Below are 26,681 nucleotides of genomic sequence, written 5' to 3'. Positions count from 1 at the left end.
GGCTACCGCGGCGCGGTGGTGTAGCGGCGGTTGGCCAGCGACGGGTTGGCCGCGCGCGTGCGGGTGATCGCGGCCGGGTCCAGGGTGACCGTCGCCGTCTGCGGGCCATCGCCCAACTCCAGGGTCACGACGCCGTCCGGGCCCGCCACCAGCGAGCGGCCCGTCGTCCCGTGGCCCGCCATGCCGACGCCGACCACGGCCGCGGTGTTCTCGATCGCGCGGGCGCGCAAGAGCGTCCGCCAGTGGTCGGCCTTGAGCGGCCCGGCGACCCACGCCGCGGGCACCAGCAGCGCCTGTGCCCCCGCGTCCACCGCGCGCCGCGCCGACTCGGGGAAGCGCAGGTCGTAGCACGTCAGCACGCCGAACGTGAGGCCGCCGACGGCGAATGTCAGCGGCCGGGCGTCGAGCGGCCCCGGCTCCAGCGTGTCCGACTCACGCGACCCGAACGCGTCGTACAGGTGCACCTTGCGGTAGACGCCCGCGACCTCGCCGTCGGCCCCCACCGCGACGACGGCGTTGACGGCCCGCTGCGGCGACCGACCCGGCAGCGTCATTCCCGCGACCACCGCCAGCCCGTGCTCGGCGGCGAGCGAGCGCAGCAGCGTGACGAACGGCCCGTCGAGCGGCTCGGCGTGCGCCGGGCCGACCCCGCGCCGCTCGTAGCCCGAGGCGTACTCGGGCAGCGCCACCAGGTCGGCGCCCGCCTCGGCCGCCTCGCGCACGACGGCGGTGACGGCATCGCGGTTGGCGGCGTGGTCGCGGGAGACCTCGACCTGCGCGACCGTGACGCGCACGCCCGCCGTGCTCGCCGCCTCGTCCGGCGCCGTCACGCGTCCGGGCTCTGCCCGGGAGCGTCCGGCGCCGCGAACGGCGTGCCGCCGTCGAGCACGCCCGGCGCGGTGGGCTCGGCGCGGCGCACGGGCAGCCTCCCGCGCCGCACACCCTGCGCGGACTCGGGGACCTCCAGCCCGCGCAACCGCGCGTTGTGCCCCGTGCGCCGCAGCGAGCGCGACATGAGCAGGAACAGCCCGATCGCGGCGAGGACCAGCAGGAACGTCGCGATGAACCCGGCGATCCCGGGCGTCACCGTGGTCGCGTCGAGTTGCTTGGCGGGCGAGGGCGAGGGCGACGGCGCGGCGGCCGCCAGCCCGGCCGTGATCCCCGTCGCCAGGGCGAGCGCGCTCATCGTGCCTCCTGCGTTCCGCGGACGCCCGCGAACAGGTCGTCCTCCTCGGGCTCGACCGGCACGCGCGATGCCGCGAGCTCGTACTCCTCCCAGGGCCACACATCCGCCTCGACGTCGCGCGGCACCGCGAAGAAGAAGCCGGTCGGGTCGATCTGCGAGGCGTGCGCGACCAACGCGGCGTCGCGCTGGCCGAAGTAGTCGGCCACGGTGACGCGTGTGGTCACCTGACGCTCGGGGATCTCGCGCGCCGCGCGCGACTCGATCCAGTCCCCGAACGGCGACTCCAGGCCCAGACCCTCCATCGCCTCGTGCACGGCGCGCAGCCGGGCGAGCGAGAAGCCGTGGTTGTAGTACAGCTTGAGCGGCGTCCACGGTGGCGCTCCGCCGTCGACGACGTAGCGCGCCGGGTCACCCGCGGCCCGCCACGCCTCCATCGAGACCGTGTGCGTGTAGACGTGGTCGGGGTGCGGGTAGCCGCCGCTCGGGTCGTACGTCGTCAGCACGTGCGGACGGAAGCGCCGCACCGCCTCGACCACGGGCGCGGCCGCGACCTCGACCGGGACGCGCGCGAAGGCGTCCTGCGGCAGCGGCGGCAGCGGGTCGCCCTCGGGCAGCCCCGAGTCGACGAAGCCGAGCCAGTGCTGCCGCACGCCGAGCGCGCTCGCCGCGGCGGCCATCTCCAGCCTGCGCACGGCGCGCTTGCCCGCGAGCGTCTCGAACTCGTGACCCGGCGGGACCTCGAACGCGGGGTTGAGCACGTCGCCGCGCTCACCTCCCGTACACGTGACCACCAGCACCTCGACGCCCTCGGCGGCATAGCGCGCCGTCGTGCCGGCGCCCTTGCTCGACTCGTCGTCAGGGTGGGCGTGCACTGCCATCAGCCGCAGGCGGCCGGGGGTGCCGAGAGGGGCGCTGGACAAGGCTGACCTCCACGATCAGGGGCGTTACGGTGCGCGCCGGAGCGCGCCTCCGACCCCGTGCAGGTCGGCGGCGCCGCGCGCATCGACCACAATCATGCTCCATGAGCACCGCACAGCCGCCCACACCGCCCGTCGACCGGTACGGGCGCCCCGCGCGCGGGTCCTCGCGACTGGCCAAGGTGGCCGTCGTGGTGGCCCTCGCGGTGGCCGTGGCGCTGGCCGCATGGTTCGCCGTCGCGCAGTATCAGCGCTCTCCCATCCAGGCCGACGTCGTCTCCTTCCGGGTGACCAGCGCCGAGGAGATCGAGATCGACTTCCAGGTCTCGATGCGCCCCGGCACGACGGCGGTGTGCACGGTGGGCGCGCTCTCGGAGAGCTTCGCCGAGGTGGGGTCGCTGCGCGTGCCGGTGGGTCCCAGCGATTCGGGCGCCGCGCGCTACAGCGTGACCGTGCGCACGTCGCAAAAGGCCGATGCCGCTGTCGTCGACGGATGCGTCGCGGACTGATGGACTTGCCTCGGCCGGGTGGTCGCGCGCTAGGCTGAGGGATTCACGCAGTCCTGGCCCTCACCGACACGCGTGCCGACGCGGTCGGTGCGGCTTTCGTGCGGTCAAGAGCCAGGCGACCGAGCATCACGAAAGGAGAGCCCTCGTGTCCGAATCCGCTGTCACCTGGCTCACCCAGGAGGCTCACGACCGGCTGAAGGCTGAGCTCGAGCACCTCACCGGGCCCGCCCGCACCGAGATCGCGGAGCGCATCGCGGCTGCCCGCGACGAAGGCGACCTCAAGGAGAACGGCGGCTACCACGCCGCCCGCGAGGAGCAGGCCAAGAACGAGGCGCGCATCCGTGAGCTCACGGAGAAGCTGCGCACCGTGCACATCGGCACGCCGCCCGACGACGGGATGGTCGAGGCTGGCATGCTCGTCGACGTCCTGCTCGCCGGCGAGCCGATGACGTTCCTCCTCGGCTCGCGCGAGATCGCGGGCACCACGCACGTCGACGTCTACTCCCCCACCTCGCCCCTGGGGGCGGCCATCGACGGCCACTCCATCGGCGACACGGTGAGCTACACCGCCCCGAACGGCAAGGTGTTCACCGTCGAGATCACCGGCGCCAAGCCTTTTGTGGGCTGAGCGCAGGCTTCGCCGCGGGCGCTGACGCCCCGTGGCCCCGAGCCCTCCGCCCGCCGCGGCACGACCCGCGGCCGGCGGAGGGCTCTGTCGTTCGGGGCCGCGTCGGGCGAACGCCGCCGCTACCCGGCCGGGTGCGCCCCGCGGGTGGGATGCGTCTCGAATCCCGCCTCGCGCAGGGCCGCGAGGATCTGGGCGCAGTGCTCGGGCCCCTTGGCCTCGACCTGCATCGTCACCATGACGTCGAAGACGCCGAGCGCGACATCGGTGCGCGTGTGGTCGACGTGCATGATGTTGCCGCCCGCCGCGGCGACCGTCTGCACCAGCGTCGCCAACGCGCCGGGCCGGTCGTCGACCCGCACCTGGAGTTGCAGGTAGCGCCCGGCCGCGACCATGCCGTGCTGGATCACGCGCATCAGCAGCAGCGGGTCGATGTTTCCGCCGGTCAGCAGCGGCACCACGGTGCCCGGCATCCCGCGCGGGTCGGCCATGACGGCGGCGACGCCCGCGGCCCCCGACGGCTCGACGACGAGTTTGGCGCGCTCGGCGACCAGCAGCAGCGCGCGCGACATCTGCTCCTCGCTGACCGTGCGCACCTCGACGCCGAGGCGTTCGAGGATCTCGAACGGCACCTCGCCCGGTGTGCCGACCGCGATGCCGTCGGCCATGGTCGGCCCGAGCGCGCGCGACACCGGATGCCCGGCCGCGAGCGAGCCCGGATAGGCCGCCGCGATCTCGGCCTGGACGCCGACGACGCGCACGTGCGGCGCGGCCTCGGCCAGCACGGTCGCGATCCCGGCCACGAGCCCCCCGCCGCCGAGCGGCACGACGATCGTGCCGACGTCGGGCGTCTGCTCAAGGATCTCGAGCGCGACGGTGCCCTGTCCGGCGACGACGTCGACGTGGTCGAACGGGTGGATGAGCACGCGCCCCGAGCGCGCGGCGTCGGCACGCGCGGCGACGAGCGCCTCGTCGACGCTGGTCCCGACCAGGCGCACATCGGCGCCGTACCCGCGCGTCGCCGCGAGCTTGGGCAGCGGCGCGTCGACGGGCATGTACACGACCGCGTCGATGCCGAGCAGTTGCGCGCCGAGCGCCACGCCCTGCGCGTGGTTGCCCGCAGACGCCGCGACCACGCCGGCGTCGCGCTCGGCCTGCGAGAGCCGGGCCATGCGCGTGTAGGCGCCGCGCACCTTGAACGAGCCGGCGCGCTGCAGGTTCTCCAGTTTGAGGACTACGGGCACGCCGGCGGCCTCGGCCAGCGCGCGGAACGGCTGGACGGGCGTGCGGATCGCCACGCCCTCCAGCAGCCGTGCGGCGGCGCGCACGTCGTCGATGGTCACCACGGGAGGTCCGGCGTGCGGGGCGACGCCCGACGTCGTCGGCGGCCCGGCGCTCATCGGTCGGCTCCGCTCGAGCGCCGCACGCCGCGCGCGTCCTCGTCGCCCGCGCTCTCGTCGCCCGCGCTCTCGGCCTCTGCGCTCTCTGCCTCTGCGCCCTCGCCGCCCGCGCTGTGGACGCCCGCGCTCTCGCCCTGCGCGACGGCGTCGCCGCCGCGGGCCGTCCAGCGCAGCCCGGTACGCCCCGGCAGCGAGATGGCCGGCAGCGACGGGCGCCGCCGCAGCAGCGGCACATGGTCGTCGGTGCCGAGCGCGGGGAACTTGTCGGTGCCGTGCAGGTACAGGATCACCGTGTTGAGCACCGCGACGAGGGGCACCGAGAACAGTGCGCCGACGATGCCCGCGGCCAGCGAGCCCGCGGCGACCACCAGCACCACGGCCACGGGGTGCAGCGAGACGGCGTGGCCCATGAGGAAGGGTTGGAGCACGTGGCCCTCGATCTGCTGCACGGCCAGCACGATGGCCAGCATGATCAGCGCCGCGACCCACCCCTGGGCCACGAGCACGACGACGCACGCGATCGCCCCGGTCACGATCGCGCCGACGATGGGCACGAACGACCCGACGAACACGAGGATGCCCAGCGGCAGCGCGAGCGCCGGGACGAAGAACGCGGCGCCGACGCCGATGCCCACGGCGTCGACGAAGGCGACCAGCACCTGGGTGCGCACGTAGGCCGAGAGCGTGACGATGCCGCGCCGGCCCGCCTGGTGGACCCGCTCGCGCGCGGTGACCGGCAGCAGGTTGACCAGCCAGGTCCAGATCCCACGCCCGTCGATGAGGAAGAAGATGGTGCAGAACAGCGCGATGAGCGCGCCGACCAGCACATGCCCGGCGGTCGTCGCGGCCCCGAGCGCGCCCGTGACGATGGTTGAGGTGCCGTCGCCGCTGGTCAGGGCGTCGCTGATCTGCTCCCAGTACGCGTTGAGCTGGTCGTTGCCGATGCCGAGCGGGCCGTGGGCCAACCACTCGCGCACCTCGTTGACGCCCGCGACGGCTTGATCGGCCAGGTCGGAGAAGCCCGCGACGATCTGCCGGCCCGCGAGCGAGACGAGCGCGGCGACGAGCGCGAGCAGGCCGACGACCGAGACCGCCGTCGCCAGCCCGCGCGGCAGGCGCGCCCTGCGCTCCAAGCCGTCACGGAAGGGCCGCAGGAGCACCGCGACCAGCAGCGCGACCGCCACCGGCACGACGATGGTCTGCAGTTGCGACACCAACCACAGCACGCCCGCGACGAGCGCGCCGATCAGGAGCAGGCGCCACGACCACGCCGCCGCCGCCCGCACCGCGGGCGGGACGGACTCGGCCCCGGACAGCGACGGCCCAGCGCTCACCGCGACCTCTCCCCGCGACCGCTCACTGCCCGTCCACGCGCATTCGTCATTGCGACACCGTAGGGGCCAGAGCCTGCTCCAGGTCGGCGATGAGGTCCGTGGCGTCCTCGATGCCCACCGAGACGCGCACCAGGTCGGCCGGAACCTCGAGCGCCGAGCCCGCGACCGACGCGTGCGTCATGCGCCCGGGGTGCTCGATGAGCGACTCGACGCCGCCGAGCGACTCGGCGAGCGTGAACACGCGCGTGCGGTCCACCACGGCCAGCGCCGCGGCCTCGGACCCGACCTGGAAGGACAGCATGCCGCCGAACCCGCGCATCTGGCGCGCCGCGAGCGCGTGCCCCGGGTGGGAGGCGAGCCCCGGGTAGAGCACGCGCGTCACCCGCGGGTGCGCCTGGAGGAACTGGGCGACGGCGAGCGCGTTGGCCTGGTGGCGGTCCATGCGCACCGCGAGGGTCTTCAGGCCACGCAGCGTGAGCCATGCGGCGAACGGGTCGGCCACGGCGCCCGAGGCGTTCTGGTGGAACCGGACGGCCGCGGCGACGTCGTCCTCACCGTTCGGCGCCGGGCGTCCGCCGGGCAGCGGCACGCCGTCGGCCACGACGAGCGCCCCGCCGACGACGTCGCTGTGCCCGCCCACGTACTTGGTGGTCGAGTGCACGACGACGTCGGCGCCGAGGGCGAGCGGCGTCTGCAGGTACGGGGTCGCGAAGGTGTTGTCGACGACCAGCAGCGCCCCGGCGTCGTGCGCGAGCGCGGCCAGCGCGGCGATGTCGCTCACGCCGAGCAGCGGGTTGGTGGGCGTCTCGACCCACAGCACGCGCGTCGTCGGCCGCACCGCGGCGCCGACGGCGCCCGCGTCGGTCAGGTCGACGGCGGTGTGCTCGACTCCCCACGCGCCGAAGACGCGGGCGATGAGGCGGTACGAGCCGCCGTACGCGTCGTCGGGCAGGATCACGTGGTCGCCCGGACGCAGCACGGCGCGCAGCAGCGTGTCCTCAGCGGCCAGGCCCGAGGCGAACGCGAAACCGTGCGGCGACGGGCCGCCCGCGGGCGCCTCGGCCGCGGCAAGGGCCGTCTCGAGGGCGGTGCGCGTCGGGTTGGCCGAGCGCGAGTACTCGTACCCGCCACGCAGCCCGCCGACACCGTCCTGCTTGTAGGTGCTGGTCAGGTAGACCGGCGGCACGACCGCCCCGGTGGCGGCGTCCGGGTCCTGCCCGGCGTGGATGGCTCGTGTGGCGAACCCGGTCTCGGTCCAGTCATGCGTGGTCACGGGTCAACCTTATGGTCCGTCCTGCCCACCAGTCCCGGTGTCGTCGGGCGCGGGCTGCGCCGTCAGGCGACGACGCTGCGGGTAGACGCTCTCCCCACGCTCCAGCATCGCGACGTACATCGCGGCGTTGCGCGCACGGGTCTCGGCCCGCTTCGCGTGCGTGAGCCGGAAAAGGATCGCGAACCGGTTCTGCGCGGTCAGCAGCGCGAAGTTGGCGGCTGCGAGCGGACTGGCCGCGAGCACCGCCGCCCACTCGGGCGGGACCTCGATGTCCTGGCTGCCGCCGTAGGCGCGCTCCCAACGGCCATCGGCCTTGGCCCGCTCGACCTCCGCGAGCCCGCGCGGACGCATCCGCCCCTGCTCGGTGAGCCGGCCGACGATGCCGACGTTGCGGGCCGACCAGACGCTGCGGGCCCGACACGGGGTGAACCGCTGCAGGCTCGTGTCCTCGTCGCGCGAGCGGGCCTGCCCGTCGATCCAGCCGCTGCACAGGGCCTCCTCCAGCGCGACGTCGTGTGTCAGCGTCGTCGGCGCGTCGCGGCTCTTGCGCGCGAGCACGAGCCAGACGCCGTCAGGCTCCTCCTCATGCGCGTCGAGCCAGGCGCGCCAGGCCGCGACGTCGGGAAGGACCAACTCGTCCGGAAGCGGACCCGCAACCATGCGCCGCACGCTACGCCGCCCACCCGCCCACGACCCGCCATCCGCAGCCCACCCGCCCCACCTGCGCGCCACGGCCCTCACGCGTTCGAGCATTTGGGCCACGTTCGAGCAATCGTCGAGGTGGTCGAGCGCCCGAGTGCTCGAACTCGACGCGGATGCTCGAACGTGGCCCAAATGCTCGAACACCCCGACGGCGGCTCGGGCACGGCTTCGGGGACGGTGCGGCGGGCGGGTGGAACCCGGTGCGGATTCGGGGACGGTGTGGCGGGCGGGTGGAACACCCGGTGGCGGCGCGCGGTTCTTGGTTGCGGGAGCGCCGCCGCGGGCGTCGGGAGCGCCGGGCGCCCCACAAGGAGGTAAATGACGTGACGATCTTCGACCGCCTGTTCGGCTCCGACAAGCAGTCCATGGTGCAGTCCGACGAGGCCCTGCGCGGGCGCACCTCGCCCGTCCTGGCCAGCCCCAGGCCACACACCGTGCTCGGCACATCGATCACCGGGCCGTGGCCTGAGGGCACACGCGTCCTGTACCTGGCGATGGGCTGCTTCTGGGGCGCCGAGGAGATCTTCTGGCAGGAGCCCGGCGTGGTGAGCACCGCCGTCGGGTACATGGGCGGGATCACCCCGCACCCGACCTACGACGAGGTGTGCACCGCGCTCACGGGCCACACCGAGACCGCACTGGTGGCCTACGACCCGAGCCGGGTGAGCGAGGAGGAGCTGCTGCGCGTGTTCTGGGAGCGCCACGACCCGACGTCGGGCAACCGGCAGGGCAACGACGTGGGCACGCAGTATCGCTCGGCGATCTACTGGACGACGCCCGAGCAGGAGGCCGCGGTCCACGCGACCAAGGCCGTGTACGAGCAGGTCCTGGCGGCGCGCGGGTACGACCCCATCACCACCGAGCTGCGCCCGGCCGCCGAGGCGGGCCCCTTCTACTACGCCGAGGACTACCACCAGCAATACCTCGACAAGAACCCGCACGGGTACCGCTGCCACGCGACGACGGGCGTGCCGTACCCGGTCGCCGCATAGCCAGTGGGGGTGCCGGCGTCCGCGATGCCTCGTCGATCGAGAGGTGAGCCAGGCCCGCGCCGATCTCCTTGACCGCGAACTCCCCGCTGCTCAACACGGGGCTGCTCAACACGGGGCTGCTCATCGCGGCCAGCCCATACGGTGTGGGGTCGCCCCTGCGCTCTCCTGCGAACGGTGCGGTGCGCCGACCGCCTCCCGGCCGGGCGGCCGCGACGCCGCCCGGACCGAGGTCGCGCTGGCCTGCGGCGCTCGCAGGCGCACCTCGCGCCACGGTGGCAGCATCGACGGCGTGCTGCTCCACGACGTCGTCGCGACCTGGTCAGCGGTGGCCGCCACGCGGTCGCGCACGGCCAAGCGGGATCTGCTCGCCGCAGCGCTGCGGGCGGCGGCCGCCGTCGGCGCGCCCGACGCCTCCGACCACGGCGGCGCGCACGACGGCGGCGCGCACCACGGCGGCGCGCACCACGGAACGCAAGCTGACCGCGCGGGCGAGCTCGTCGAGGTCGTCGCGTCGTTCCTCTCAGGGCGTGCGCGGCAGCGGCGCACGGGTGTCGGCTGGCGTTCGCTCACCCGCGCGCCCGACCCGGCCGACGCCGCGAGCCTGACGCCGCTCGACGTGGACGCCGCGCTCGACGCGCTCGCCTCGACCGCCGGCCCCGGATCGCAGGCCGCCCGCGCGGCCACGCTCGACGGCCTGCTCTCGGCCGCCACCGCCGACGAGCAGCGGTTCCTGCGGGGGCTCCTGCTGGGCGAGCTGCGCCAGGGCGCGCTCGACGCGCTGTTGCTCGACGCCGTCGCGGCGGCCGCGGGCGTGCCGATCACCGCCGTCCGGCGCGCGGCCATGTTCAGCGCGCTGTCGGGGCCGATCGCGCGCGCCGCGCTGACGGGCGGCGAGGCGGCGCTGGCGGAGTTCCGGCTTGAGGTCGGCCGGCCGGTGCGGCCCATGCTCGCCTCCCCGGCGTCCGACGTCGCCGCGGCGCTCGCGAGCTTCGGCGCGACCGCCCACCGCGGCGCCGACGCCGCCTCACGCGCCGATGACGCGCCCGCGCCCCAGAGCCCCGGGGTGGCCGCCCCGGCGGGCGTCGCCGTCGAGGCCAAGATCGACGGCATCCGCGTGCAACTGCATCGCCGCGGCGACGACGTCGCGATCTTCACGCGCTCGCTCGACGACGTCACCGACCGCGTGCCCGAACTCGTCGCGCTGGCGCGCTCCCTGCCCGCCGACGCCGTCGTGCTCGACGGCGAGGCGATCGCGCTCGGTGACGATGGACGCCCCCTGCCCTTCCAAGACACCGCGGCGCGCACGGGCTCCCAGGGCGACGGCGCCGCCGCGCGCACGCCGCTGACCGCGTACCTGTTCGACGCGCTGCACGTGGACGGCCAAGACCTCCTCGACGCCCCCGAGTCCGAGCGGTTCGCCGTGCTGTCGCGCGTCGCCCCGCCGTCGGCCCTGGTGCGCCGCACGGTGACGGCCGACCTCACGGAGGCCGCCGCGTTCTTCGCCGACGTGCTCGCCCAGGGCCACGAGGGTGTCGTGGTCAAGAGCCTCACCGCCCCCTACGACGCCGGGCGCCGCGGGAGCGCGTGGGTCAAGGTCAAGCCGCGGCACACCCTCGACCTTGTGGTGCTCGCCGTCGAGCGCGGATCGGGGCGCCGGGCCGGGTGGCTGTCGAATATCCATCTGGGCGCGCGCGTGCCCGACGCCGGTGAGGACGGCCGGGACGGCTGGGTCATGCTGGGCAAGACCTTCAAGGGCATGAGCGACGAGATGCTCGCCTGGCAGACCGCGCGCTTCACCGAGCTCGCCGACGGCCCCGCCGACGGTTGGGTCGTGCGCCTGCGCCCTGAGCAGGTCGTCGAGGTCGCGTTCGACGGCGTGCAGCGCTCGTCGCGGTACCCCGGTGGCGTCGCGCTGAGGTTCGCGCGCGTGGTGCGCTACCGCGACGACAAGACGGCGGCCGAGGCCGACACCCTCGACGCGGTCCGGGCGCTGCTCGTCGGCGCCTGACGCCGACCTCACCCGCAGCCCGACGACGCCGCGGCCACGTGCGCGGGCGCGGCGCCGTCGAGCATGCCGTCGCGAGCCTCAGATCTGCGCGCCGCGCCGACGGCGCGCCACGAGGACCGCGAGCACGCCCAGCGCCACGAGCGCGACGGCGACGACGGCAGCCGTGGCGACCGCCCCTCCCGTGAGCGCGAGCCGCTCGGCGCCCGCCCGCACGACCGGCGCCGCGTCGGCCGGCGTCGGAGCGGTTGCGGTGCTCGTCGCCTCGGCCGCGGTGGCCGCCTCGTCGACGGGCGCGGTGCTGACGTCGCCCGCCTGCGTCACGTTCGCCACCGCGACGGCCTCGTCCGCCGTCAGGCTGCCCGCGTCACCGGACGCCTTGGGGGCGGCATCCGTGCCGGCGTCCGCCGCCTCGGCGTCCGCCGAGAGGGGTGCGACGTCGTCGGGCTGCGCGTCCGGCGTGGGAGCGTCCGCCTGCGGGGCCTGCCCCTCACCGCTGGGCGACGGTGACGTGCCGCCCGCGGTGGGGGCGTCCTCGTCGGACCCTCCCGAGCGGGGCGTCGCCGGGGTGACGGGTGCGGCGCCGCCGCCCGGGGCGCCGGGCGTGTCGGCGCGCGGGGCGTCCTGCTGCGCGTACGAGTAGTGCGCGATCGACTGGCAGCGGCCGCCCGCCGGGTAGGCGATGGTGAGGCGGGCGACGGGCTCGTCGAGTTCGACGAGCTTGGGGCCCTCGCCCGTGCGGCGCGATCCGGCGGTCACGCAGTAGGCGCTGATGACCTTGCCGGGGTCGGCCTGGATCACCAGGGTCTCGTGTGCGCCGCGCGCGGTCTGCGTGCCCGAGTCGAGGCGCGGGCAGGCGTCGGCCTCGTAGTCGTAGGTGCGCGGCGCCCAGGAGTACTCGACGCCGCCCGAGCGCGCCGAGCCGCCGTCCCAGTGGGCGCCGACGTGGCCGTCGCCCGATCGGGTCGCGGCTGCGGGCCCTGCGGCTGAGGCGGGGGTGACGCCCCAGGCGGCGAGGCCGAGCGCGAGCATGCCCACGGCGAGCGCACGAGCGGTCAGCGGACGACGGGACGACGACATTCCGGGCAGGAGGGGGGTGCGCACTGACGCTCCTTGGCAGTGGGGAATGGCGCGCGGAAACGTGCCGGAGCGAACTGTATCGAAACGGACAGAAAGGATCTACGTTGCCTTTCGCCCCTCTTGGTCAGCGACCCCGGCGCCCCTTGCCGGTGGAGCCCGGTCGGCCCTTGCCCCGGCCCGCTCCCGGTCCTGAGCCGCGCGCCGACCCTCGCTCGGCGCCGCCGGACGAGCCCTTGCCGGCGCCCGCGCGGCCGGGCTGGCCGCCCGCGCCGCGCCCCTGACCGCCCGCGCCGCGCCCCTGCCCGCCGCGGCCCGCGCCGCGGCGCCCATCCCGCCCGTCCCGGCCACCCGTGCCGTCCTCGTCGCGCCGGGCCCCGCCACGACCACGTGAGCTGTTCACGGTGCGCCCGCGCACGATGCCGATGAGCTCGTCGACCAGGTCAGTCGTCCGCTCGGAGACCCACACGAGCCCGACCGGCGCACTCGGCCCGCCGTCGAGCACCCGGTGAGTCACGTCCTTGCGGTGGTGCAGCCGAGCGAGCGACATGGGCACGATCGTCACCCCCGCGCCCGCGGCGACCCACGCGACGGCCTCGGCCGTCGTCGTCGGGCGCGGCGCGAGGCCACCGGGGTCGAGCGTCCCGTCCTCGCGGTAGGCCGCGGGCCGCAGGCCCGGGACCGGCGCGCCGGGCGCGAACAGCACGTCGTCGTCGGCCAGGTGCACGACGTCGTCGGCGAGGTCGGCGGGCGTGACCGCCTCGTCGTCGCCGCTCGCCGCGAGCAGGTGGTCGCGCGAGACGACGATGACGGGGACCTCCTCGTACAGCGCGATGGCGCTCAGCCTGGTCTTGTCGACGGGCAGGCGCGCGATCGCGGCGTCGACCTCGCCGCGTTCGAGCGCGGCGACGGCGTCGGCGGCCTCGACCTGGACCAGGTCGAGCCTCACTCCGGGCAGGCGCTCGCGCCACGTGCGCGCCCACTTGCCGGGGGTCGCGCCGGGCACGTAGCCGAGGCGGAAGGTCTCGACGGGCTGCTCGCTCACGGGGCCAGGCTACGTGCCAGGCGCTGCGCCCCCGCGGCGTGCCTGGCGGACGCCGCGTCCACGGCGCGCCACGTACCCTTGGCGGCATGGCCACACCCTTCTCGCAGCAGGTCCTCAAGCCGTCGAACGCCGCCAAGCGGCTGGGCGTCTACCTGCCCGCCACTCCCCCGGAGTTCCAGGAGAAAGGCCTGACGCGCGCCGAGCTCGAGGAGATCGAGAAGAACCCGCCCGAGTGGCTGGCCACGCTGCGCCGCGAGGGACCGCACCCGCGCCCCGTCGTGGCCGGTCGGCTGGGCGTCTCGATCGCGGGGCTCGCGCGCGGCGGCCTCACCGATGCGCTGACGACCGAGCAGATCGACGCGCTGCGCGCCGACCCGCCCGCCTGGCTCGTCCACGAGCGCGAGGTCGCGGCCAAGGTGCGCGAGGAGGAGGACCGGCTCACGGCCAAGGCCGCGCAGGAGGCCGAGCGCGCCGCCCGCCGCGCGCCACGCTGACGTGCCCGAGGCCGACGCCGCCGCGAGCCCCGCGCTCGCCGCGGCGCTCGCGGCGCTGACCCCGTGGCCCGAGGACGGGTCGCGGGCCGACGGCCCCGTCGCCGTCGACGCGACTGACCGGCTGCTGCTCGACGAGGCCGCCGCCCTGCTCGCCGGCGCCGGGCCGCAGGACGTCGCCGTGATCGGCGACCGGTTCGGCGCGCTGAGCCTCGGCGCGTTGGCCCTGGGCGCCGGGCGGGTGCGCCTGCACACCGACGCCGTCACCGCCGAGCGCGCCGTGCTCGCCAACCAGGCGGCCTCGCCCGCGCCTGACGCGGTCGGCGGCCTGAGGGTGCTCGACCACCTCGGCCCCGCGCTGGCGCAGGGCGCGCGCGTCGTGCTGCTCCAACTCCCCCGCTCGCTCTCGGAGCTACAGGAGGTCGCCGAACTCGTCGCGCGCGAGGGCGCCGACGGCGTCACGCTGCTCGCGGGCGGCCGCGTCAAGCACATGACGCACGCCATGAACGACGTGCTCGGCGCGTGCTTCGCCCACGTGCGCGCGACGCTCGCGCGCGGCAAGTCGCGCGTGCTGGTCGCCTCGGGCCCGCTTCCGCAGGCGCGGTCGGCGCCGCCGTCGTACCCCGTCACGGCGAGGCTGCGCGACGCCGAGCTGCTGGCCGCCGCACGCCTGCCCGCCGACGGCGCCGTGACGGTCGTCGCGCACGGCGGCGTGTTCGCGGGCGCGACGCTCGACCTGGGCACGCGCGCGCTGCTGCGCACCGCGGGCCAGTGGCCGGCGGCCGCCGACGCCGTCGACCTGGGCTGCGGCACGGGTCTGCTCGCCGCGGTGCTGGCGCTGCGCGACGGCGGCGCGCGCGTGGTGGCGACCGACCGCTCGGCCGCGGCGACGACGTCGGCCCACGCGACGGCGCAGGCCAACGGGGTCGGCGAGCGCGTCGCCGTGCTGCGCGACGACGCGGGGGCGGGCCTCGCCGACGCGAGCGCCGACCTGGTCGTGTGCAACCCGCCGTTCCACGACCGCGCGGCGTTGTCCACCGACGCGGCGCACCGGATGTTCGCGACCGCGGCGCGTGTGCTGCGCCCGGGCGGCGAGCTGTGGTGCGTGTACAACTCCGCGCTGCGCCATCGCGGGGCGTTGGAGCGCACGATCGGCCCGACGACGCAGGCGGCGCGCGACCCGCGCTTCACCGTCACACGCACTGTTCGGCGCTGAGCGCCGCGGCGGCGCCACGCCGCTGACTATGCTGCAAACGTTCGCACTACCTGGCGACGACGCCACTGCCCGAGCGAGGAGCACCGCACGATGACGCAGCCTTGGACCCTCCACGAGGATCGCGCCCTGCCCGCCGACCCGGTCACCCGGCCGATCGCACGCGAGATCTACCAGCAGACGCGGGCCCTGCCCATCGTCTCGATGCACGGGCACGTCCCGGTCGAGTGGTTCGCCGAGGACACCCAGTTCCCCGACCCCGCCGAGCTCCTCGTGGTGCCCGACCACTACCTGCTGCGCATGATCGTCTCGCAGGGCCGGTACGCGCTCCACCAGCTCGGCGTGCCGGCCATCGACGGGTCGGCGACCACGGAGGCCGACCCGCGCGTGGTCTGGCGCCGGTTCTGCGAGCACTGGAAGGCGTTCCGCGGCACGCCGACCCGCTTCTGGATGGAGCACGTGCTCGTCGAGATCTTCGGGGTGACCCAGCGCCCGTCGGCCGAGTCCGCCGACGCGATCTACGACCAGATCGCCGCCGAGATCGCCACCCCAGGCTTCCGCCCGCGCGCGCTGCTGGACCGCTTCGACATCGAGGTCATCGGCACCACCGACCCGGCGTGGGCGTCCCTCGAACACCACGCGCGGCTCACGGCCGACGGGCTGGGCCAGCGCGTGCTGCCCACATTCCGCCCCGACCCGCTGCTCCAGCTCGACAACCTGACGTTCACCCACGACGTGCTGGCCACCGGCGCCGCCGCCGGCGTCGAGGTGCGCGACTACGCGACCTATCTCGACGCGCTGCGCGCCCAGCGCCTGCGCTTCAAGGCGGCCGGCGCCCGGGCCACCGACCACGGCTGCCACACCGCCGACACCACGCCGCTGCCCGAGGACGACGCCGCGCGCCTGTTCGACGCCGCCCTGGCCGGCAGGCCCGTCAGCGACGCGCAGGCGGCCGCCTTCGCGGCCCACATGCTGTTCCAGATGGCGCAGATGTCCACCGAGGACGGCCTGGTCATGCAGATCCACCCAGGCGTCGTGCGCGGGCACTCGACCCAGATGACCCGCCGCTACGGCCCCGACAAGGGCTACGACATCCCGTTCGCCGTCGAGTTCACGCACGCGCTGCGCCCCATGCTCGACGCGTTCGGGCACCACCCGAACTTCCGCACCATCGTGTTCACGCTCGACGAGGACGTGTACTCGCGCGAGCTCGCCCCGCTCGCGGGCGTGTACCCGGCCATGCGCCTGGGCGCCCCGTGGTGGTTCATCGACTCGCCCGAGGCCATGAGGCGCTTCCGCGAGACGGCGACCGAGACGGCAGGCTTCGGCAACCTGTCCGGGTTCGTCGACGACACGCGCGCGTTCTGCTCGATTCCCGCGCGCCACGACCTGGCGCGGCGCATCGACGCCGGCTACCTGGCCCGTCTGGTCGCCGAGCACCGCCTGGACCTCGACGAGGCGGTCGACACCGCCGTCGACCTGGCCTACCGCCTGCCGCTGGAGGCCTACGCGGCGCGCTGAGGCGCGCGGGCTGCCCGCTCGTCAGGCCGCGGTGCGCGGCGGCGCGGTCGAGGCCCGGACCACCAGCTCGGCGGTGAGGTTGATGCCGCTCGCGGGCGGGGTCCGGCCCTCGGCCAGGTCCACCAGCAGCCGGGCGGCGACCGCCCCCTGTGTGGCGAGCTTGGGGTCGATCGAGGTCAGCGCCGGATGGACCCACTCGACCACGGGCAGGTCGTCGTAGCCCACGACCGACACGTCACCCGGCACGCTGACCCCGAGCTCCTGGGCGGCGCGCAGCACGCCGAGCGCCTGCATGTCCGACCCGGCGAAGATCGCCGTCGGGCGCTCGCGCTCAGGCAGCATGAGCAGGTCACGACCGGCCCGGTGCCCTGCCTCGATGTAGAAGTCCCCAGACCGGATCAGCCGCGGGTCGATGACGAGGCCCGCCTCGTCGTGCGCGCTGCGGTAGCCGTCGAGGCGCGCGCGGCTGCACAGCAGGTCGTCCGGACCGCCGACGGCGGCGATGCGCGTGTGCCCGAGTGCGATCAGGTGCCGGGTCGCCAGCAGCCCGCCACGCCAGTTGTCGGAGCCGACCGTCACCTCATTCTCACCGATGTCGCCGTCGGAGTCGATCACGACGACGGGGATCGAGCGTCGCTGCAACCGCTCACGCTGATCCGCGGCGAGGTGCGAGGCGACCAGCAGCACGCCGCGCGGCGGACGGGCGAGCGTGGCGTCGACCCACGCGTCGCTGGGCCGGTGACGACCATCGAGCTCGGTGACGATGACCGACAGGCGCGCCTCGGCCGCGGCGCGCTCGACGCCCGCGATGAGCTCCATGGACCACGGCGAGCCGATCCGGTGGAACACGAGGTCGATGAGGCCCGTGCCCTCGGCGGGCGGCGCGGGGCGGCGCGCCTGGTAGCCCAGGCGGTCGAGCGCCTGCTCGACGCGGGCGCGCGTGCGGTCCGCGACGTCGCTGCGCCCGTTGAGCACCTTCGACACGGTCGGCGCTGACACGCCGGCGGCCCGCGCGACGTCCACGACGGTCGGCTTGGACATGGTCATCGACTGCTCCCGCGGGTTCGAAACTTTCAGTAGACGCCGGACCCTACAGCACACCAAGCGACGACCTGCACAGATGCAAGGTTTGGCCCGCAGGAGCGGGCGAAACACACCACTTGATCAAGCAAATCCCGTGCCAGCCCACGGTTTTGGTCATCACCGCACTCAGAAGCGACCCCGGGATCGCGGAAGACTCGCGAGCGAGTGGCGCGACAGCCCACGGCGGTGGCGAGCGTCCCGATCACGGGAGGCGGTGACCCGACCGCATCAGGGGAACGCCGGTCCCCCGACCGCCGCAGCCGCGTCGGCTCGACGATGCGCGCTTCACCGGACGTTAGCCTCAGGAACGTGACCACCGACGAGCCCGGCCAGCCCGGCCAGCCGACCCCGTTCGAGCCCCCGGAGCGCCCCGCGCGCCGCGTCCCCGGCGACTTCGGCGAGGGCGCCCTGGGCCGCGCGACCAAGTCCATCTACTGGTACATCGTGCTGACCGCCCTCATGGCGCTCGTCAGCCTGCCGACGCTCGCGTTCATGCTGGTGATCGACCCGTCACCGGCGAACGCGCCGTTCATCGCGATCGCCGCGCTGCCGCTGGGCCCGGCGTTGTCGGCCGCGCTGTACACGGTGCGGGCGCGCTACACCGACGAGGACCTGGCGCCCGCCCGGGCGTTCTGGCGCGGCTACCGCCTCAACTGGGCCGACGTGCTGCGGGTGTGGGCGCCCGCCGTCGTGGTGCTCGCCATCATCGGGTTCACGCTCGCGCACGGCGACCTCGCCGGGTTAGGCGCCGCGTACCGCATCGTGCTGGCGCTCATCTCGGCGCTCGTGGGGGTGTGGGCGCTGCACGCCGTGGCCATCGCGACGTTCTTCGCCTTCCGCACGCGCGACGTCGCGCGCCTGGCCGTCTACTACCTCGCGATGGCCAAGCGGTCGACGTTCGGTGTGTTCGCGCTGGTCCTGATCGCCGCGACCGTCACGTGGTTCCTGACCGAGTGGAGCCTGCTGCCACTGGGCGGCATCGGCGTGTGGTTCTGGTACCAGAACGACAAGCCGATCTTCACCGACATCTACGCGCGCTTCACCGCCAAGCCCGGGGACCAGTCAGCGGCCTAGTCACCGTCCGGGGCGCTCGCCGAGCGCCTCCCACTCGGCGTCGGTCAGCAGGCGCGAGCGCACGAGGAACCGCACGCCCTCGGGCGCCTCCAGGCTGAACCCGGCCCCGCGCCCCGCCACGACGTCGATCGTCAGGTGCGTGTGCCGCCAGTACTCGAACTGCGCACGGCTCATCCACACGGGCACGGCGAACGCCTCCCCGTCCTCGGGCGTCACCGCGAGGTCGCCGAGGTGGACGTCGGCGTCGCCCGTGATGAAGTCGCCCAGCGGGTAGCACATCGGGCTCGAGCCGTCACAGCAGCCACCCGACTGATGGAACATGAGCTCGCCGTGCCGTCGTCGCAGCCGCGCGAGCAGCGCCGCGGCGTCGTCGGTCACGGCGACGCGAGCCACCGCCGTCGTCATCTCACACCCCCGAGGTCGTCATGCGCCCCGGCGAGCGGGCCCGCCGAGACCGCGTCATGCCGCGCGGTCCCGACAGGTCCGGTCGCCGCACGCCGATCAGAAGAAGCCGAGCTTTGTCGGGCTGTAGCTGACCAGCAGGTTCTTGGTCTGCTGGTAGTGGTCGAGCATCATCTTGTGGTTCTCGCGCCCGACGCCGGACCCCTTGTACCCGCCGAACGCCGCCGCCGCGGGGTAGGCGTGGTAGTTGTTGGTCCACACCCGCCCGGCCTCGATCTCGCGACCGGCGCGGTAGGCCTTCTGGATGTCCCGCGTCCACACCCCAGCGCCCAGGCCGTAGAGCGTGTCGTTGGCCGTCTTGATGGCGTCGTCGAAGTCGCTGAACGTCGTCACCGCGACCACGGGCCCGAAGATCTCCTCCTGGAAGACGCGCATCGCGTTCTTGCCCTCGAAGATCGTGGGCGTCACGTAGTACCCGCCCGCCAGGTCGCCGCCGAGGTCGGCGCGCGCGCCGCCCGTGAGCACCTTGGCGCCCTCGGCCTTGCCGATGTCGATGTAGGACAGGATCTTCTCGAGCTGGTCGTTGCTGGCCTGCGCGCCGATCATCGTCTCGGTGTCGAGCGGGTTGCCCTGCTTGACCGCGCGCGTGCGCTCGATGGCCTCACCGATGAACTGGTCGTAGATCGACTCCTGGATGAGCGCGCGCGACGGGCAGGTGCACACCTCACCCTGGTTGAGCGCGAACATCGTGAAGCCCTCGAGCGCCTTGTCGTAGAAGTCGTCGCGTGCCGAGGCGACGTCCTCGAAGAAGATGTTCGGGCTCTTGCCGCCCAGCTCGAGCGTCACCGGGATGATGTTCTGGCTCGCGTACTGCATGATCAGGCGGCCCGTGGTGGTCTCACCCGTGAAGGCGATCTTGCGGATGCGCGCGGAGGACGCGAGCGGCTTGCCCGCCTCGGCGCCGAACCCGTTGACCACGTTGACCACGCCCGGCGGCAGCAGGTCGGCCAGCAGCTCCATCAGGTACAGGATCGAGGACGGCGTCTGCTCGGCGGGCTTGAGCACGACGGCGTTGCCCGCCGCGAGCGCCGGCGCCAGCTTCCACGTGGCCATGAGGATCGGGAAGTTCCACGGGATGATCTGCCCGACCACTCCGAGCGGCTCGTGGAAGTGGTAGGCGATGGTGTCGCCGTCGATCTCGCTGATCGAGCCCTCCTGGGCGCGGATCGCCCCGGCGAAGTACCGGAAATGGTCGATCGCGAGCGGGATGTCGGCGGCGAGCGTCTCGCGCACCGGCTTGCCGTTCTCCCACGCCTCGGCCACCGCGATCTTCTCGAGGTTGGCCTCCATGCGGTCGGCGATCTTGTTGAGGATGTTGGCGCGCTCGGTCGCCGACGTGTGGCCCCACGCGCGCGCGGCGCCGTGCGCGGCGTCCAGCGCCCGGTCGATGTCGGCCGCGTTCCCCCGTGCGACCTCGGTGAACGTCTGTCCCGTGACCGGGCTGGGGTTGGCGAAGTACTCCCCGCTCGACGGCGCGACGTACTCCCCACCGATCCAGTGGTCGTAACGCGGCTTGTACTCCATGACGGCCCCGGCCTGGCCGGGGGCTGCGTAGACGGTCATCTGTCCTGCCTCTCTGCAGCGGTCGCGGCACGACCTCGTGCCGTTGCGCGCACCGTAGGGCGCGCGACGTTGCATCTGCGTTGCACCCACGCACGGGACCTCAGCGCAGCAGGTCGTCGAGCACGCTCAGGTGCGCGCGGGCGCGCGCGGCGAGCGGGCCGCCGGGCGGGGCGAGCGCGGCCAGGCGAGTCCACGCCTCGTGGTCGTCGGCGCCCTCGGGTGAGGCGACCCACGCCTCAAGCGCGGGCCCGCCCGCGGCGAGCGCCCCCGCGCGCACCTCTGCGGACAGGTCGGCGCGCAGCCGCTCGACGCCGGGGGCCGTGGAGCGGCGCAGCAGCGGCCCGGGATAGGCGGCCAGGGCGCCGACGGCGTCACCGGCTGCGAGGCAGCCGCGCACGACGTCGGCGTCGGTGCGCAGCGGCCGGGCGAGCCGGTAGGGGCGCGAGCCCACATGGACCGGCCCGACCGAGTGGCGCAGGCGTGACATCTCGACGCGCACGGCGACGTCGGACAGCTCGCCGGGGTGCAGCAGCACGGCGAGCTCGTCGGCGCCGAGGCCTGCCGGGTGGGCGGCCAGCAGCAGCAGGATCTCGGCGTGGCGCAGGGGCAGGGGCGCCGGGCCACGCGGGGTGGCGAAGGCCGGGCGGGGTCCGAGCACGGACAGGTCGACGGCGGCGCCGGGCGTGAGCGCCGCGCCGAGCCCCTCGGCTGCCGCGAGCCCGTTGGCCGCGACGAGCCCGTTCGCCGCGACAAGCGCGTCGGGCGCGGCGTACGCGCCGGGCGCCGTGTGCGCGCCGGAGTGCTCGCGCGCGATCCGCGCGAGCTCGGCCTCCAGGCTCGCCGCCGTGGCCCGCACCAGCGCGAGCACCATGCGCGAGCCCGCCGCCCGTCCGCCCGTCACGTCGAGCACGCCGAGCACGGCGCCCGTGCGCAGGTCGCGCACGGGCGCCGCGGCGCAGTTGAGCGCCTGGACCGGGCGCGCAAAGTGCTCGGCGCCCAGGACCTGGACGGGGCGGCGGGTTGCCAGCGCCGTGCCCGGGGCGTTGGTGCCGGCGGACTCCTCGCGCCAGACCGCCCCCTCGACGAAACCCACACGGTCGACGGCGCCGCGCGCCCGGCTGGCGCCCTCGACCCACAGCAGCCGGCCGACGTCGTCGGACACCGCGACCACCAGGCCGTCGTCGACGGCCGACTCGATGAGCATGGCGCGCGCGAGCGGCATCGCGGCCGCGAGCGGGTGGCGCTCGCGGTACTGCGCGAGCTCGTCGGCGCTCAGGATGCGCCCGGGGTGCGGCTCGTCGGGGTCGACGCCCGAGCGCAGGCTGCGCCGCCACGACTCGGCGACGACAGGGTCGAGCCCCGCGGGCGGCGTGCCCGTGGCGAGGAACCTGTCGTGCGCGGCGCGCACCCACCGCGAGCCCCGACGGGACCGCCCGCCCGAGGCGGTCCGACCGCTCGCGGTGGGGACGGTGCGCGCTCGCATGCTGCCTCCGACGTCGTCGTCCGGGACTGATCGTCAGTGTAGACATGGTGACGCGCATCACAGAAGCCCTCGCGGGCGCGCCGCGCGCGAGGCGCGAGGGTCCATATGACGGTCCCACATCGCGAGACGGCGTGATCGTCTGGGACGCACGACAGGCCCGGAGTGGTTCTGTATGCGGACGGGTCGACGCTCGCCGGCCCACGACCGGAGCCCCGCCCGAGGCCCGGGCGCACCCGACCCACCGACCGTCCCCGCCACACCGCACGCACCTCAGGAGGAGCCATGACCGCACCGCTCGACCCGTCGCCCAAGTTCGCCGAGTACGCCCACCCCGACCGCCTCGTGTCGACGCAGTGGCTCGCGCAGCACCTGGACGACGCCGACGTCGTCGTCGTGGAGTCCGACGAGGACGTGCTGCTCTACGAGACCGGCCACATCCCCGGCGCCGTCAAGGTCGACTGGCACACCGACCTGCTGCAGCCCGTCGAGCGCGACTACCTCGACGGCGCCGGCTTCGCCGCGCTGCTCGGCTCCAAGGGCATCGGGCGCGAGACGACGATCGTGCTCTACGGCGACAAGAACAACTGGTGGGCCGCGTACTCGGCGTGGGTGTTCACGCTGTTCGGCCACCAGGACGTGCGCCTGCTCGACGGCGGCCGCAACCTGTGGGCCGCCGAGGGCCGCGAGCTGACCACCGACGTCGTCGAGCCGGTCGCGGTGGACTACCCCGTCGTCGAGCGCGACGATGTCACCTACCGCGCGTTCCGGCAGGACGTGCTCGCCCACCTGGGCCGCGGGCCGCTCGTCGACATCCGCTCGCCGCAGGAGTACACGGGTGAGCGCCTGCACATCCCGGACTACCCCGAGGAGGGCGTGCTGCGCGGCGGCCACATCCCCACGGCGCGCAGCGTCCCGTGGGCGACCGCGGTCGCGGCCGACGGCACGTACAAGACGCGCGCCGAGCTTGAGGCCATCTACCGCGAGGGCGGCCTCGGCATCCAGGCCGACGACGCCGTCATCACCTACTGCCGCATCGGCGAGCGGTCCTCGCACACGTGGTTCGCACTGCGCTTCCTGCTCGGCCTGGAGAACGTGCGCAACTACGACGGCTCGTGGACCGAATGGGGCAACGCGGTGCGCGTGCCGATCGTGACGGGCGACGAGCCCGGCGAGGTCCCGGCCGCGCTGCGCACCGCGGTCGCGGCCGCCTGACCCCGAGCCCCGGGGTCTCGGCGGTCGAGCCTGTCGAGACCCCGGCCGCGACCCCGGCGGTCGAGCCTGTCGAGACCCCGGCCCATCCGCGAGAGACTGCACCCATGACCGACTCCACCGACCTGCCCGCCCCGCTCGCCGAGATCCGCGACAGCTTCCTGGAACTCGGCGAGCGCGACCGGCTGCAACTCCTGCTGGAGTTCGCGGGCGAGCTGCCCGAGCTGCCCGAGCGGTACGCGGCGAGCCCGGCCCTGCTGGAGAAGGTCGAGGAGTGCCAGTCCCCCGTGCGGGCGTTCGCGGAGGTCGAGGCCGACGGCGTGCACTTCTACGCGACGGCTCCGCGTGAGGCGCCGACGACGCGCGGCTTCGCCTCGATCCTCGCCCAGGGGCTGACGGGCCTGACCCCGCAGCAGGTGCTCGCCGTCCCGGACGACTTCGCGATGACCCTCGGCCTGACCCGCGCCGTCAGCCCCCTCCGCCTCAACGGCATGACGGGAATGCTCACCCGCGCCAAGCGCCAAATCCGCACCCAACTCCACCCCGCCTAACCCGCGAGATACCGGTCCTCGGTCACCACACCCCCGATTCGTGACCGAGGACCGGTACCTCGCCGGAGAACCGGTACCTCGGCGGCAGCGGTCGGGGTCGGGGGTCGGGGAGGTCGGGGTTAGAGGGGTGGGCGGAGGGCTAGGCGGCGGGCGAGGATGGAGCAGACGACCAGTTGGAGCTGGTGGAACAGGACGACCGGGACGACGACGGAGCCCACGGCCGCTGCGGGGAGCAGCACGCCCGCCATCGGCAGGCCGGTCGCAAGGGACTTGGTCGCCCCGCACTGCAACAGCGCGATGCGGTCGGGGACGTCCAGGCCCAGCGCCTTGCCGCCCCACCAGGTGGCCGCCAGCACGACGGCGAGCAGCATCGCGCACACGCCCAGCAGCGCGAGCACGGCCCACGCCGAGACCCCCGCCCACGTGCCGGCCGCCGTCGCGCCCGCGACCGCGGCGAGCACCACGAGCAGGATCGCGCCGCGGTCGACCGCGAGCGTCAGCGGGCGGCGCGCGCGCACCCATCCGCCCACCCACGGCTGGGCGAGCTGCCCGACGACGAACGGGGCCAGCAGCCCGAGCAGCACGTCACCGAGCCGGGTCAGGCCCACCGTGGCGACGTCGGCGCCGCCCGCGACGGCGTCGCTCAGGAGGGTCAGCACGAGCAGCGGCGTGACCAACATGCCCAGCATGTTCGAGACCGTGGCGCCGCAGATCGCCCCGGCGACATTGCCGCGCGCGACCGAAACGAACGCGACCGAGGACTGCACGGTCGAGGGCAGCAGGGCGACATAGGCGACCCCAAGCGCGAACGCGGCGCCGACCCACGGCTCGACCACGCGGGCGAGCGCGAGGCCCACGACCGGGAAGAGCACGAACGTCGCGGCGAGGATTCCACCCTGCAGCCGCCAGTGGGCCAGCCCGCGCCATACCTCGCGCGTCGAGAGGCGGGCGCCGTAGAGCAGGAACAGCAGCGCGACCCCGCCGCGCGCGAGGACGTCGAGCGCGCGCAGCGCGGCGCCGGGCAGCGGCAGGAGCAGCCCGACCGCCAGGACGGCCAGCAGCGTGACGATGAACGGATCGACCCACTGCCCCAGAACGCGCCGCACCCGCCGACCCTACCGAGCGCGTGCGGGTTGGCGGGTGCGGGGAGGGCGGGTCAGCGCTGGACGCGGGCGCTGCCGCCGCCGGCCAGCTTGGCGACCTCGGCCAGCGTCGCCGTCGTCGTGTCGCCCGGCGTGGTCATCGCGATGGCGCCGTGCGCCGCCCCGTACTCGACCGCCTGCTCCAGCGTGTCGAGCTCGAGCAGCCCGTACGCCAGGCCTGAGGCGAACGAGTCGCCGCCGCCCACGCGGTCGTAGATCTCCAGGTCGGGGCGGTGGGTCGCCTCGACGAAGCCCTCGGCGCGCGACCAGGCGATGGCGCCCCAGTCGTTGCGCGTCGCCGTCTTGACGCCGCGCAGCGTGGTGGCGATGACCTGGAAGTTCGGGTAGGCGGCCGAGGCCTGCTCGATCATCGCGCGGAACGCGCCCGTGTCCAGGTCGGTCAGGTCCTCGGAGACGCCCTCGACCTCGAAGCCGAGCGAGGCCGTGAAGTCCTCCTCGTTGCCGATCATCACGTCGACGAGCGAGGCGAGGCGCTTGTTGACCTCCTGCGCGCGCTCGGGCCCGCCGATGCCCTTCCACAGCGAGGGGCGGTAGTTGAGGTCGTAGGACACGATCGTGCCGTGCTTGCGCGCTGCGGTCATGGCGGCCTCGGCCACGTCGGCGGACGACTCCGACAGCGCGGCGAAGATGCCGCCGGTGTGCAGCCAGCGCACGCCCTGCGAGAACAGCGCGTCCCAGTCGACGTCCTGCGGGCGCAGTTGCGCGATCGCGGTGTTGCCGCGGTCGGAGACGCCGACGGCGCCGCGCACGCCGAAGCCGCGCTCGGTGAAGTTGAGGCCGTTGCGCACTGTGCGTCCGATGCCGTCGTACGCGCGCCACTGGATCCAGGAGGTGTCCAGCCCGCCGGTGAGGATGAAGTCCTCCACGAGGCGCCCCACCTCGTTGTCGGCGAGCGCGGTCACGACGGCGCCGCGCAGGCCGAAGGCGCGGCGCAGGCCGCGGGCCACGTTGTACTCGCCGCCGCCCTCCCACGCGTCGAAGGTGCGGGTGGTGCGGATGCGGCGGTCGCCCGGGTCGAGGCGCAGCATGACCTCACCGAGCGCGACGACGTCGTAGCGGCACTCGGCGGCGGGGCGGGTGGTGATCGAGGTGCTCATCTCAGCCCTCCGTGGTCGTCGAGCGGGGCGCGGCGAGCGCGACGGCCTGCGCCGTGCGGCGGGTGATCTCGGCCCAGTCGCCCGCGGTGACCAGCGGGCGCTCGACCATCCACGAGCCGCCCGCGGCGATGACCGAGGGCAGGTCGAGGTAGTCGTGCAGGTTGGCGGCGTTGACGCCACCCGTGGGCATGAACCGGACCTGGCCGAACGGGGCCGAGAGGGCCTTGATGGCGGCGGGGCCGCCCGCGATCGAGGCGGGGAAGAGCTTGACGACGCGCACGCCCAGGTCGAGGGCGCGCATGACGTCCGACGCCGTCGCGACGCCGGGCAGGATCGGCACGCCGAGCTCGTGCGCGCGCCGCACCACGGGCTCGAAGGTGCCGGGCGAGACGAGGAACTTGGCGCCGGCCTCGACGACCTCGTCGACCTGGTCGGCGGTGACCACGGTGCCGGCGCCCACGAGCACGTCGGGCTGCTCGGCGGCGACGGCGCGCAGCGCGTCGAGCGCGCCCGGCAGCCGCAGGGTGATCTCGGCGACGGGAAGACCGCCCGCCACGAGGGCGTCGGCGAGGCGCGCGCCCTCGTCCGCGCCGTCGACGACGACGACGGGGACGATGCGCAGCGCGGCGATCCGGTCGAGGACTGTGGCGTCCATCGGTGCTCCGTTTCGTGATGAGTTCGAAGTGCGTTTCGTGATGGTGAACGC

At 74.5% G+C, this 26,681-nt stretch carries 26 protein-coding genes; 10 read left to right on the top strand and 16 right to left on the bottom strand.

Features of this window, described 5'->3' with window-relative positions:
- Positions 1–2: 2 nt before the first annotated feature.
- The 3 genes from EV386_RS00570 to mca are packed head-to-tail and all read right to left on the bottom strand — an operon-like array spanning position 3 to position 2,064.
- The gene (locus EV386_RS00570) at positions 3–830 is read right to left on the bottom strand and encodes a carbon-nitrogen hydrolase family protein (protein WP_242607761.1); all 828 of its coding nucleotides are present in this window, start codon (positions 828–830) and stop codon (positions 3–5) included.
- Entirely contained in the window at positions 827–1,186 is a 360-nt protein-coding gene (locus EV386_RS00565; RefSeq protein ID WP_130411372.1) for a hypothetical protein, read from the bottom strand. Before EV386_RS00565 ends, EV386_RS00570 begins: the two co-directional genes overlap by 4 nt.
- Complete coding sequence (gene mca / locus EV386_RS00560; protein WP_130411370.1) at positions 1,183–2,064, bottom strand: mycothiol conjugate amidase Mca; 882 nt, start codon at positions 2,062–2,064, stop codon at positions 1,183–1,185. Before mca ends, EV386_RS00565 begins: the two co-directional genes overlap by 4 nt.
- Before the next feature lie 143 nt (positions 2,065–2,207).
- Between mca and EV386_RS00555 the strand changes: the two genes are divergently transcribed.
- Together EV386_RS00555 and greA are read left to right on the top strand one after the other, a co-directional pair.
- On the top strand, positions 2,208–2,612 hold the full coding sequence (locus tag EV386_RS00555) for a DUF4307 domain-containing protein (RefSeq protein WP_130411368.1): 405 nt from the start codon (positions 2,208–2,210) through the stop codon (positions 2,610–2,612).
- Positions 2,613–2,757: 145 nt separating this feature from the next.
- On the top strand, positions 2,758–3,240 hold the full coding sequence (gene greA / locus EV386_RS00550) for a transcription elongation factor GreA (protein ID WP_130411366.1): 483 nt from the start codon (positions 2,758–2,760) through the stop codon (positions 3,238–3,240).
- A 119-nt stretch (positions 3,241–3,359) separates the two neighbouring features.
- Here greA and ilvA read toward each other — a convergent pair whose 3' ends face one another.
- The 4 genes from ilvA to EV386_RS00530 are packed head-to-tail and all read right to left on the bottom strand — an operon-like array spanning position 3,360 to position 7,904.
- Positions 3,360–4,637 (bottom strand): threonine ammonia-lyase, encoded by a 1,278-nt coding sequence (gene ilvA / locus EV386_RS00545; protein ID WP_130411364.1) that lies wholly within the window; start codon positions 4,635–4,637, stop codon positions 3,360–3,362.
- Positions 4,634–5,971, bottom strand: a complete 1,338-nt coding sequence (locus EV386_RS00540) for an AI-2E family transporter (protein ID WP_130411362.1) — start codon at positions 5,969–5,971, stop codon at positions 4,634–4,636. The genes ilvA and EV386_RS00540 overlap by 4 nt, the downstream gene beginning before the upstream one ends.
- A 46-nt stretch (positions 5,972–6,017) precedes the next feature.
- A complete protein-coding gene (locus tag EV386_RS00535) occupies positions 6,018–7,244 on the bottom strand; it encodes a cystathionine gamma-synthase (RefSeq protein WP_130411360.1) in 1,227 nt (408 codons plus the stop codon).
- 9 nt (positions 7,245–7,253) lie between these two features.
- The gene (locus EV386_RS00530; RefSeq protein ID WP_130411358.1) at positions 7,254–7,904 is read right to left on the bottom strand and encodes a YdeI/OmpD-associated family protein; all 651 of its coding nucleotides are present in this window, start codon (positions 7,902–7,904) and stop codon (positions 7,254–7,256) included.
- A gap of 407 nt (positions 7,905–8,311) precedes the next feature.
- Between EV386_RS00530 and msrA the strand changes: the two genes are divergently transcribed.
- Positions 8,312–8,938 carry a peptide-methionine (S)-S-oxide reductase MsrA gene (gene msrA, locus EV386_RS00525; protein ID WP_130416679.1) on the top strand — a complete coding sequence of 209 codons (627 nt, stop codon included), beginning with the start codon at positions 8,312–8,314 and terminating at the stop codon, positions 8,936–8,938.
- 289 nt (positions 8,939–9,227) lie between these two features.
- Positions 9,228–10,946 (top strand): ATP-dependent DNA ligase, encoded by a 1,719-nt coding sequence (locus EV386_RS00520; RefSeq protein ID WP_130411356.1) that lies wholly within the window; start codon positions 9,228–9,230, stop codon positions 10,944–10,946.
- Positions 10,947–11,024: 78 nt separating this feature from the next.
- Here EV386_RS00520 and EV386_RS00515 read toward each other — a convergent pair whose 3' ends face one another.
- Both EV386_RS00515 and EV386_RS18800 read right to left on the bottom strand, forming a co-directional pair.
- On the bottom strand, positions 11,025–12,047 hold the full coding sequence (locus tag EV386_RS00515) for a hypothetical protein (RefSeq protein WP_130411354.1): 1,023 nt from the start codon (positions 12,045–12,047) through the stop codon (positions 11,025–11,027).
- Positions 12,048–12,147: 100 nt separating this feature from the next.
- Positions 12,148–13,065 carry a LysR substrate-binding domain-containing protein gene (locus EV386_RS18800; protein WP_130411352.1) on the bottom strand — a complete coding sequence of 306 codons (918 nt, stop codon included), beginning with the start codon at positions 13,063–13,065 and terminating at the stop codon, positions 12,148–12,150.
- A gap of 86 nt (positions 13,066–13,151) precedes the next feature.
- Between EV386_RS18800 and EV386_RS00505 the strand changes: the two genes are divergently transcribed.
- From EV386_RS00505 to uxaC, 3 genes are all read left to right on the top strand, one after another.
- Entirely contained in the window at positions 13,152–13,559 is a 408-nt protein-coding gene (locus EV386_RS00505) for a DUF5997 family protein (RefSeq protein WP_130411350.1), read from the top strand.
- Between the two features lies 1 nt (position 13,560).
- Positions 13,561–14,772, top strand: a complete 1,212-nt coding sequence (locus EV386_RS00500; RefSeq protein WP_130411348.1) for a class I SAM-dependent methyltransferase — start codon at positions 13,561–13,563, stop codon at positions 14,770–14,772.
- 90 nt (positions 14,773–14,862) lie between these two features.
- Positions 14,863–16,290, top strand: coding sequence for a glucuronate isomerase (uxaC, locus tag EV386_RS00495; protein ID WP_130411346.1), 1,428 nt, complete (start codon positions 14,863–14,865; stop codon positions 16,288–16,290).
- Between the two features lie 21 nt (positions 16,291–16,311).
- Here uxaC and EV386_RS00490 read toward each other — a convergent pair whose 3' ends face one another.
- Entirely contained in the window at positions 16,312–17,337 is a 1,026-nt protein-coding gene (locus EV386_RS00490; RefSeq protein ID WP_130411344.1) for a LacI family DNA-binding transcriptional regulator, read from the bottom strand.
- A 345-nt stretch (positions 17,338–17,682) separates the two neighbouring features.
- Between EV386_RS00490 and EV386_RS00485 the strand changes: the two genes are divergently transcribed.
- On the top strand, positions 17,683–18,447 hold the full coding sequence (locus EV386_RS00485; RefSeq protein WP_165399787.1) for a DUF624 domain-containing protein: 765 nt from the start codon (positions 17,683–17,685) through the stop codon (positions 18,445–18,447).
- Here the strand turns inward: EV386_RS00485 and EV386_RS00480 are convergent, their stop codons facing one another.
- From EV386_RS00480 to EV386_RS00470, 3 genes are all read right to left on the bottom strand, one after another.
- Positions 18,448–18,852 (bottom strand): DUF779 domain-containing protein, encoded by a 405-nt coding sequence (locus EV386_RS00480; protein ID WP_130411340.1) that lies wholly within the window; start codon positions 18,850–18,852, stop codon positions 18,448–18,450.
- A gap of 96 nt (positions 18,853–18,948) precedes the next feature.
- Complete coding sequence (gene exaC / locus EV386_RS00475) at positions 18,949–20,472, bottom strand: acetaldehyde dehydrogenase ExaC (protein ID WP_130411338.1); 1,524 nt, start codon at positions 20,470–20,472, stop codon at positions 18,949–18,951.
- Positions 20,473–20,572: 100 nt separating this feature from the next.
- Positions 20,573–21,955, bottom strand: coding sequence for a GAF domain-containing protein (locus EV386_RS00470; protein ID WP_130411336.1), 1,383 nt, complete (start codon positions 21,953–21,955; stop codon positions 20,573–20,575).
- A gap of 282 nt (positions 21,956–22,237) precedes the next feature.
- Between EV386_RS00470 and EV386_RS00465 the strand changes: the two genes are divergently transcribed.
- Together EV386_RS00465 and EV386_RS00460 are read left to right on the top strand one after the other, a co-directional pair.
- A complete protein-coding gene (locus tag EV386_RS00465; RefSeq protein WP_130411334.1) occupies positions 22,238–23,167 on the top strand; it encodes a sulfurtransferase in 930 nt (309 codons plus the stop codon).
- Positions 23,168–23,271: 104 nt separating this feature from the next.
- Positions 23,272–23,715 carry a SufE family protein gene (locus tag EV386_RS00460; RefSeq protein ID WP_130411332.1) on the top strand — a complete coding sequence of 148 codons (444 nt, stop codon included), beginning with the start codon at positions 23,272–23,274 and terminating at the stop codon, positions 23,713–23,715.
- A gap of 119 nt (positions 23,716–23,834) precedes the next feature.
- On the opposite strand, the gene EV386_RS00455 is transcribed toward EV386_RS00460, so the two are convergent.
- From EV386_RS00455 to eda, 3 genes are read right to left on the bottom strand one after another with little or no spacing between them, the layout of a single operon-like run.
- Complete coding sequence (locus EV386_RS00455; RefSeq protein WP_130411330.1) at positions 23,835–24,821, bottom strand: bile acid:sodium symporter; 987 nt, start codon at positions 24,819–24,821, stop codon at positions 23,835–23,837.
- Between the two features lie 50 nt (positions 24,822–24,871).
- A complete protein-coding gene (locus EV386_RS00450; protein ID WP_130411328.1) occupies positions 24,872–25,975 on the bottom strand; it encodes a sugar kinase in 1,104 nt (367 codons plus the stop codon).
- Between the two features lies 1 nt (position 25,976).
- Entirely contained in the window at positions 25,977–26,630 is a 654-nt protein-coding gene (gene eda / locus EV386_RS00445; protein WP_130411326.1) for a bifunctional 4-hydroxy-2-oxoglutarate aldolase/2-dehydro-3-deoxy-phosphogluconate aldolase, read from the bottom strand.
- Between the last annotated feature and the right edge of the window lie 51 nt (positions 26,631–26,681).

The sequence above is a fragment of the Xylanimonas ulmi genome (assembly GCF_004216535.1).
GTDB lineage: Bacteria > Actinomycetota > Actinomycetes > Actinomycetales > Cellulomonadaceae > Xylanimonas > Xylanimonas ulmi.
The sequence above is the reverse complement of the archived record's forward strand: the minus strand, read 5'-3'. Positions and strand labels throughout refer to the sequence as shown.

Bases quoted from the DNA above. Each gene is read 5' to 3' on its own strand.
- EV386_RS00450 (WP_130411328.1), bottom strand. From the start codon at position 25,975: ATGAGCACCTCGATCACCACCCGCCCCGCCGCCGAGTGCCGCTACGAC.
- EV386_RS00470 (WP_130411336.1), bottom strand. From the start codon at position 21,955: ATGCGAGCGCGCACCGTCCCCACCGCGAGCGGTCGGACCGCCTCGGGC.
- EV386_RS00490 (WP_130411344.1), bottom strand. From the start codon at position 17,337: ATGACCATGTCCAAGCCGACCGTCGTGGACGTCGCGCGGGCCGCCGGC.
- EV386_RS00530 (WP_130411358.1), bottom strand. From the start codon at position 7,904: ATGGTTGCGGGTCCGCTTCCGGACGAGTTGGTCCTTCCCGACGTCGCG.
- eda (WP_130411326.1), bottom strand. From the start codon at position 26,630: ATGGACGCCACAGTCCTCGACCGGATCGCCGCGCTGCGCATCGTCCCC.
- msrA (WP_130416679.1), top strand. From the start codon at position 8,312: ATGGTGCAGTCCGACGAGGCCCTGCGCGGGCGCACCTCGCCCGTCCTG.
- uxaC (WP_130411346.1), top strand. From the start codon at position 14,863: ATGACGCAGCCTTGGACCCTCCACGAGGATCGCGCCCTGCCCGCCGAC.
- ilvA (WP_130411364.1), bottom strand. From the start codon at position 4,637: ATGAGCGCCGGGCCGCCGACGACGTCGGGCGTCGCCCCGCACGCCGGA.
- exaC (WP_130411338.1), bottom strand. From the start codon at position 20,472: ATGACCGTCTACGCAGCCCCCGGCCAGGCCGGGGCCGTCATGGAGTAC.
- EV386_RS00555 (WP_130411368.1), top strand. From the start codon at position 2,208: ATGAGCACCGCACAGCCGCCCACACCGCCCGTCGACCGGTACGGGCGC.
- EV386_RS00565 (WP_130411372.1), bottom strand. From the start codon at position 1,186: ATGAGCGCGCTCGCCCTGGCGACGGGGATCACGGCCGGGCTGGCGGCC.
- EV386_RS00505 (WP_130411350.1), top strand. From the start codon at position 13,152: ATGGCCACACCCTTCTCGCAGCAGGTCCTCAAGCCGTCGAACGCCGCC.
- EV386_RS00465 (WP_130411334.1), top strand. From the start codon at position 22,238: ATGACCGCACCGCTCGACCCGTCGCCCAAGTTCGCCGAGTACGCCCAC.
- mca (WP_130411370.1), bottom strand. From the start codon at position 2,064: ATGGCAGTGCACGCCCACCCTGACGACGAGTCGAGCAAGGGCGCCGGC.
- EV386_RS00460 (WP_130411332.1), top strand. From the start codon at position 23,272: ATGACCGACTCCACCGACCTGCCCGCCCCGCTCGCCGAGATCCGCGAC.
- EV386_RS00480 (WP_130411340.1), bottom strand. From the start codon at position 18,852: ATGACGACGGCGGTGGCTCGCGTCGCCGTGACCGACGACGCCGCGGCG.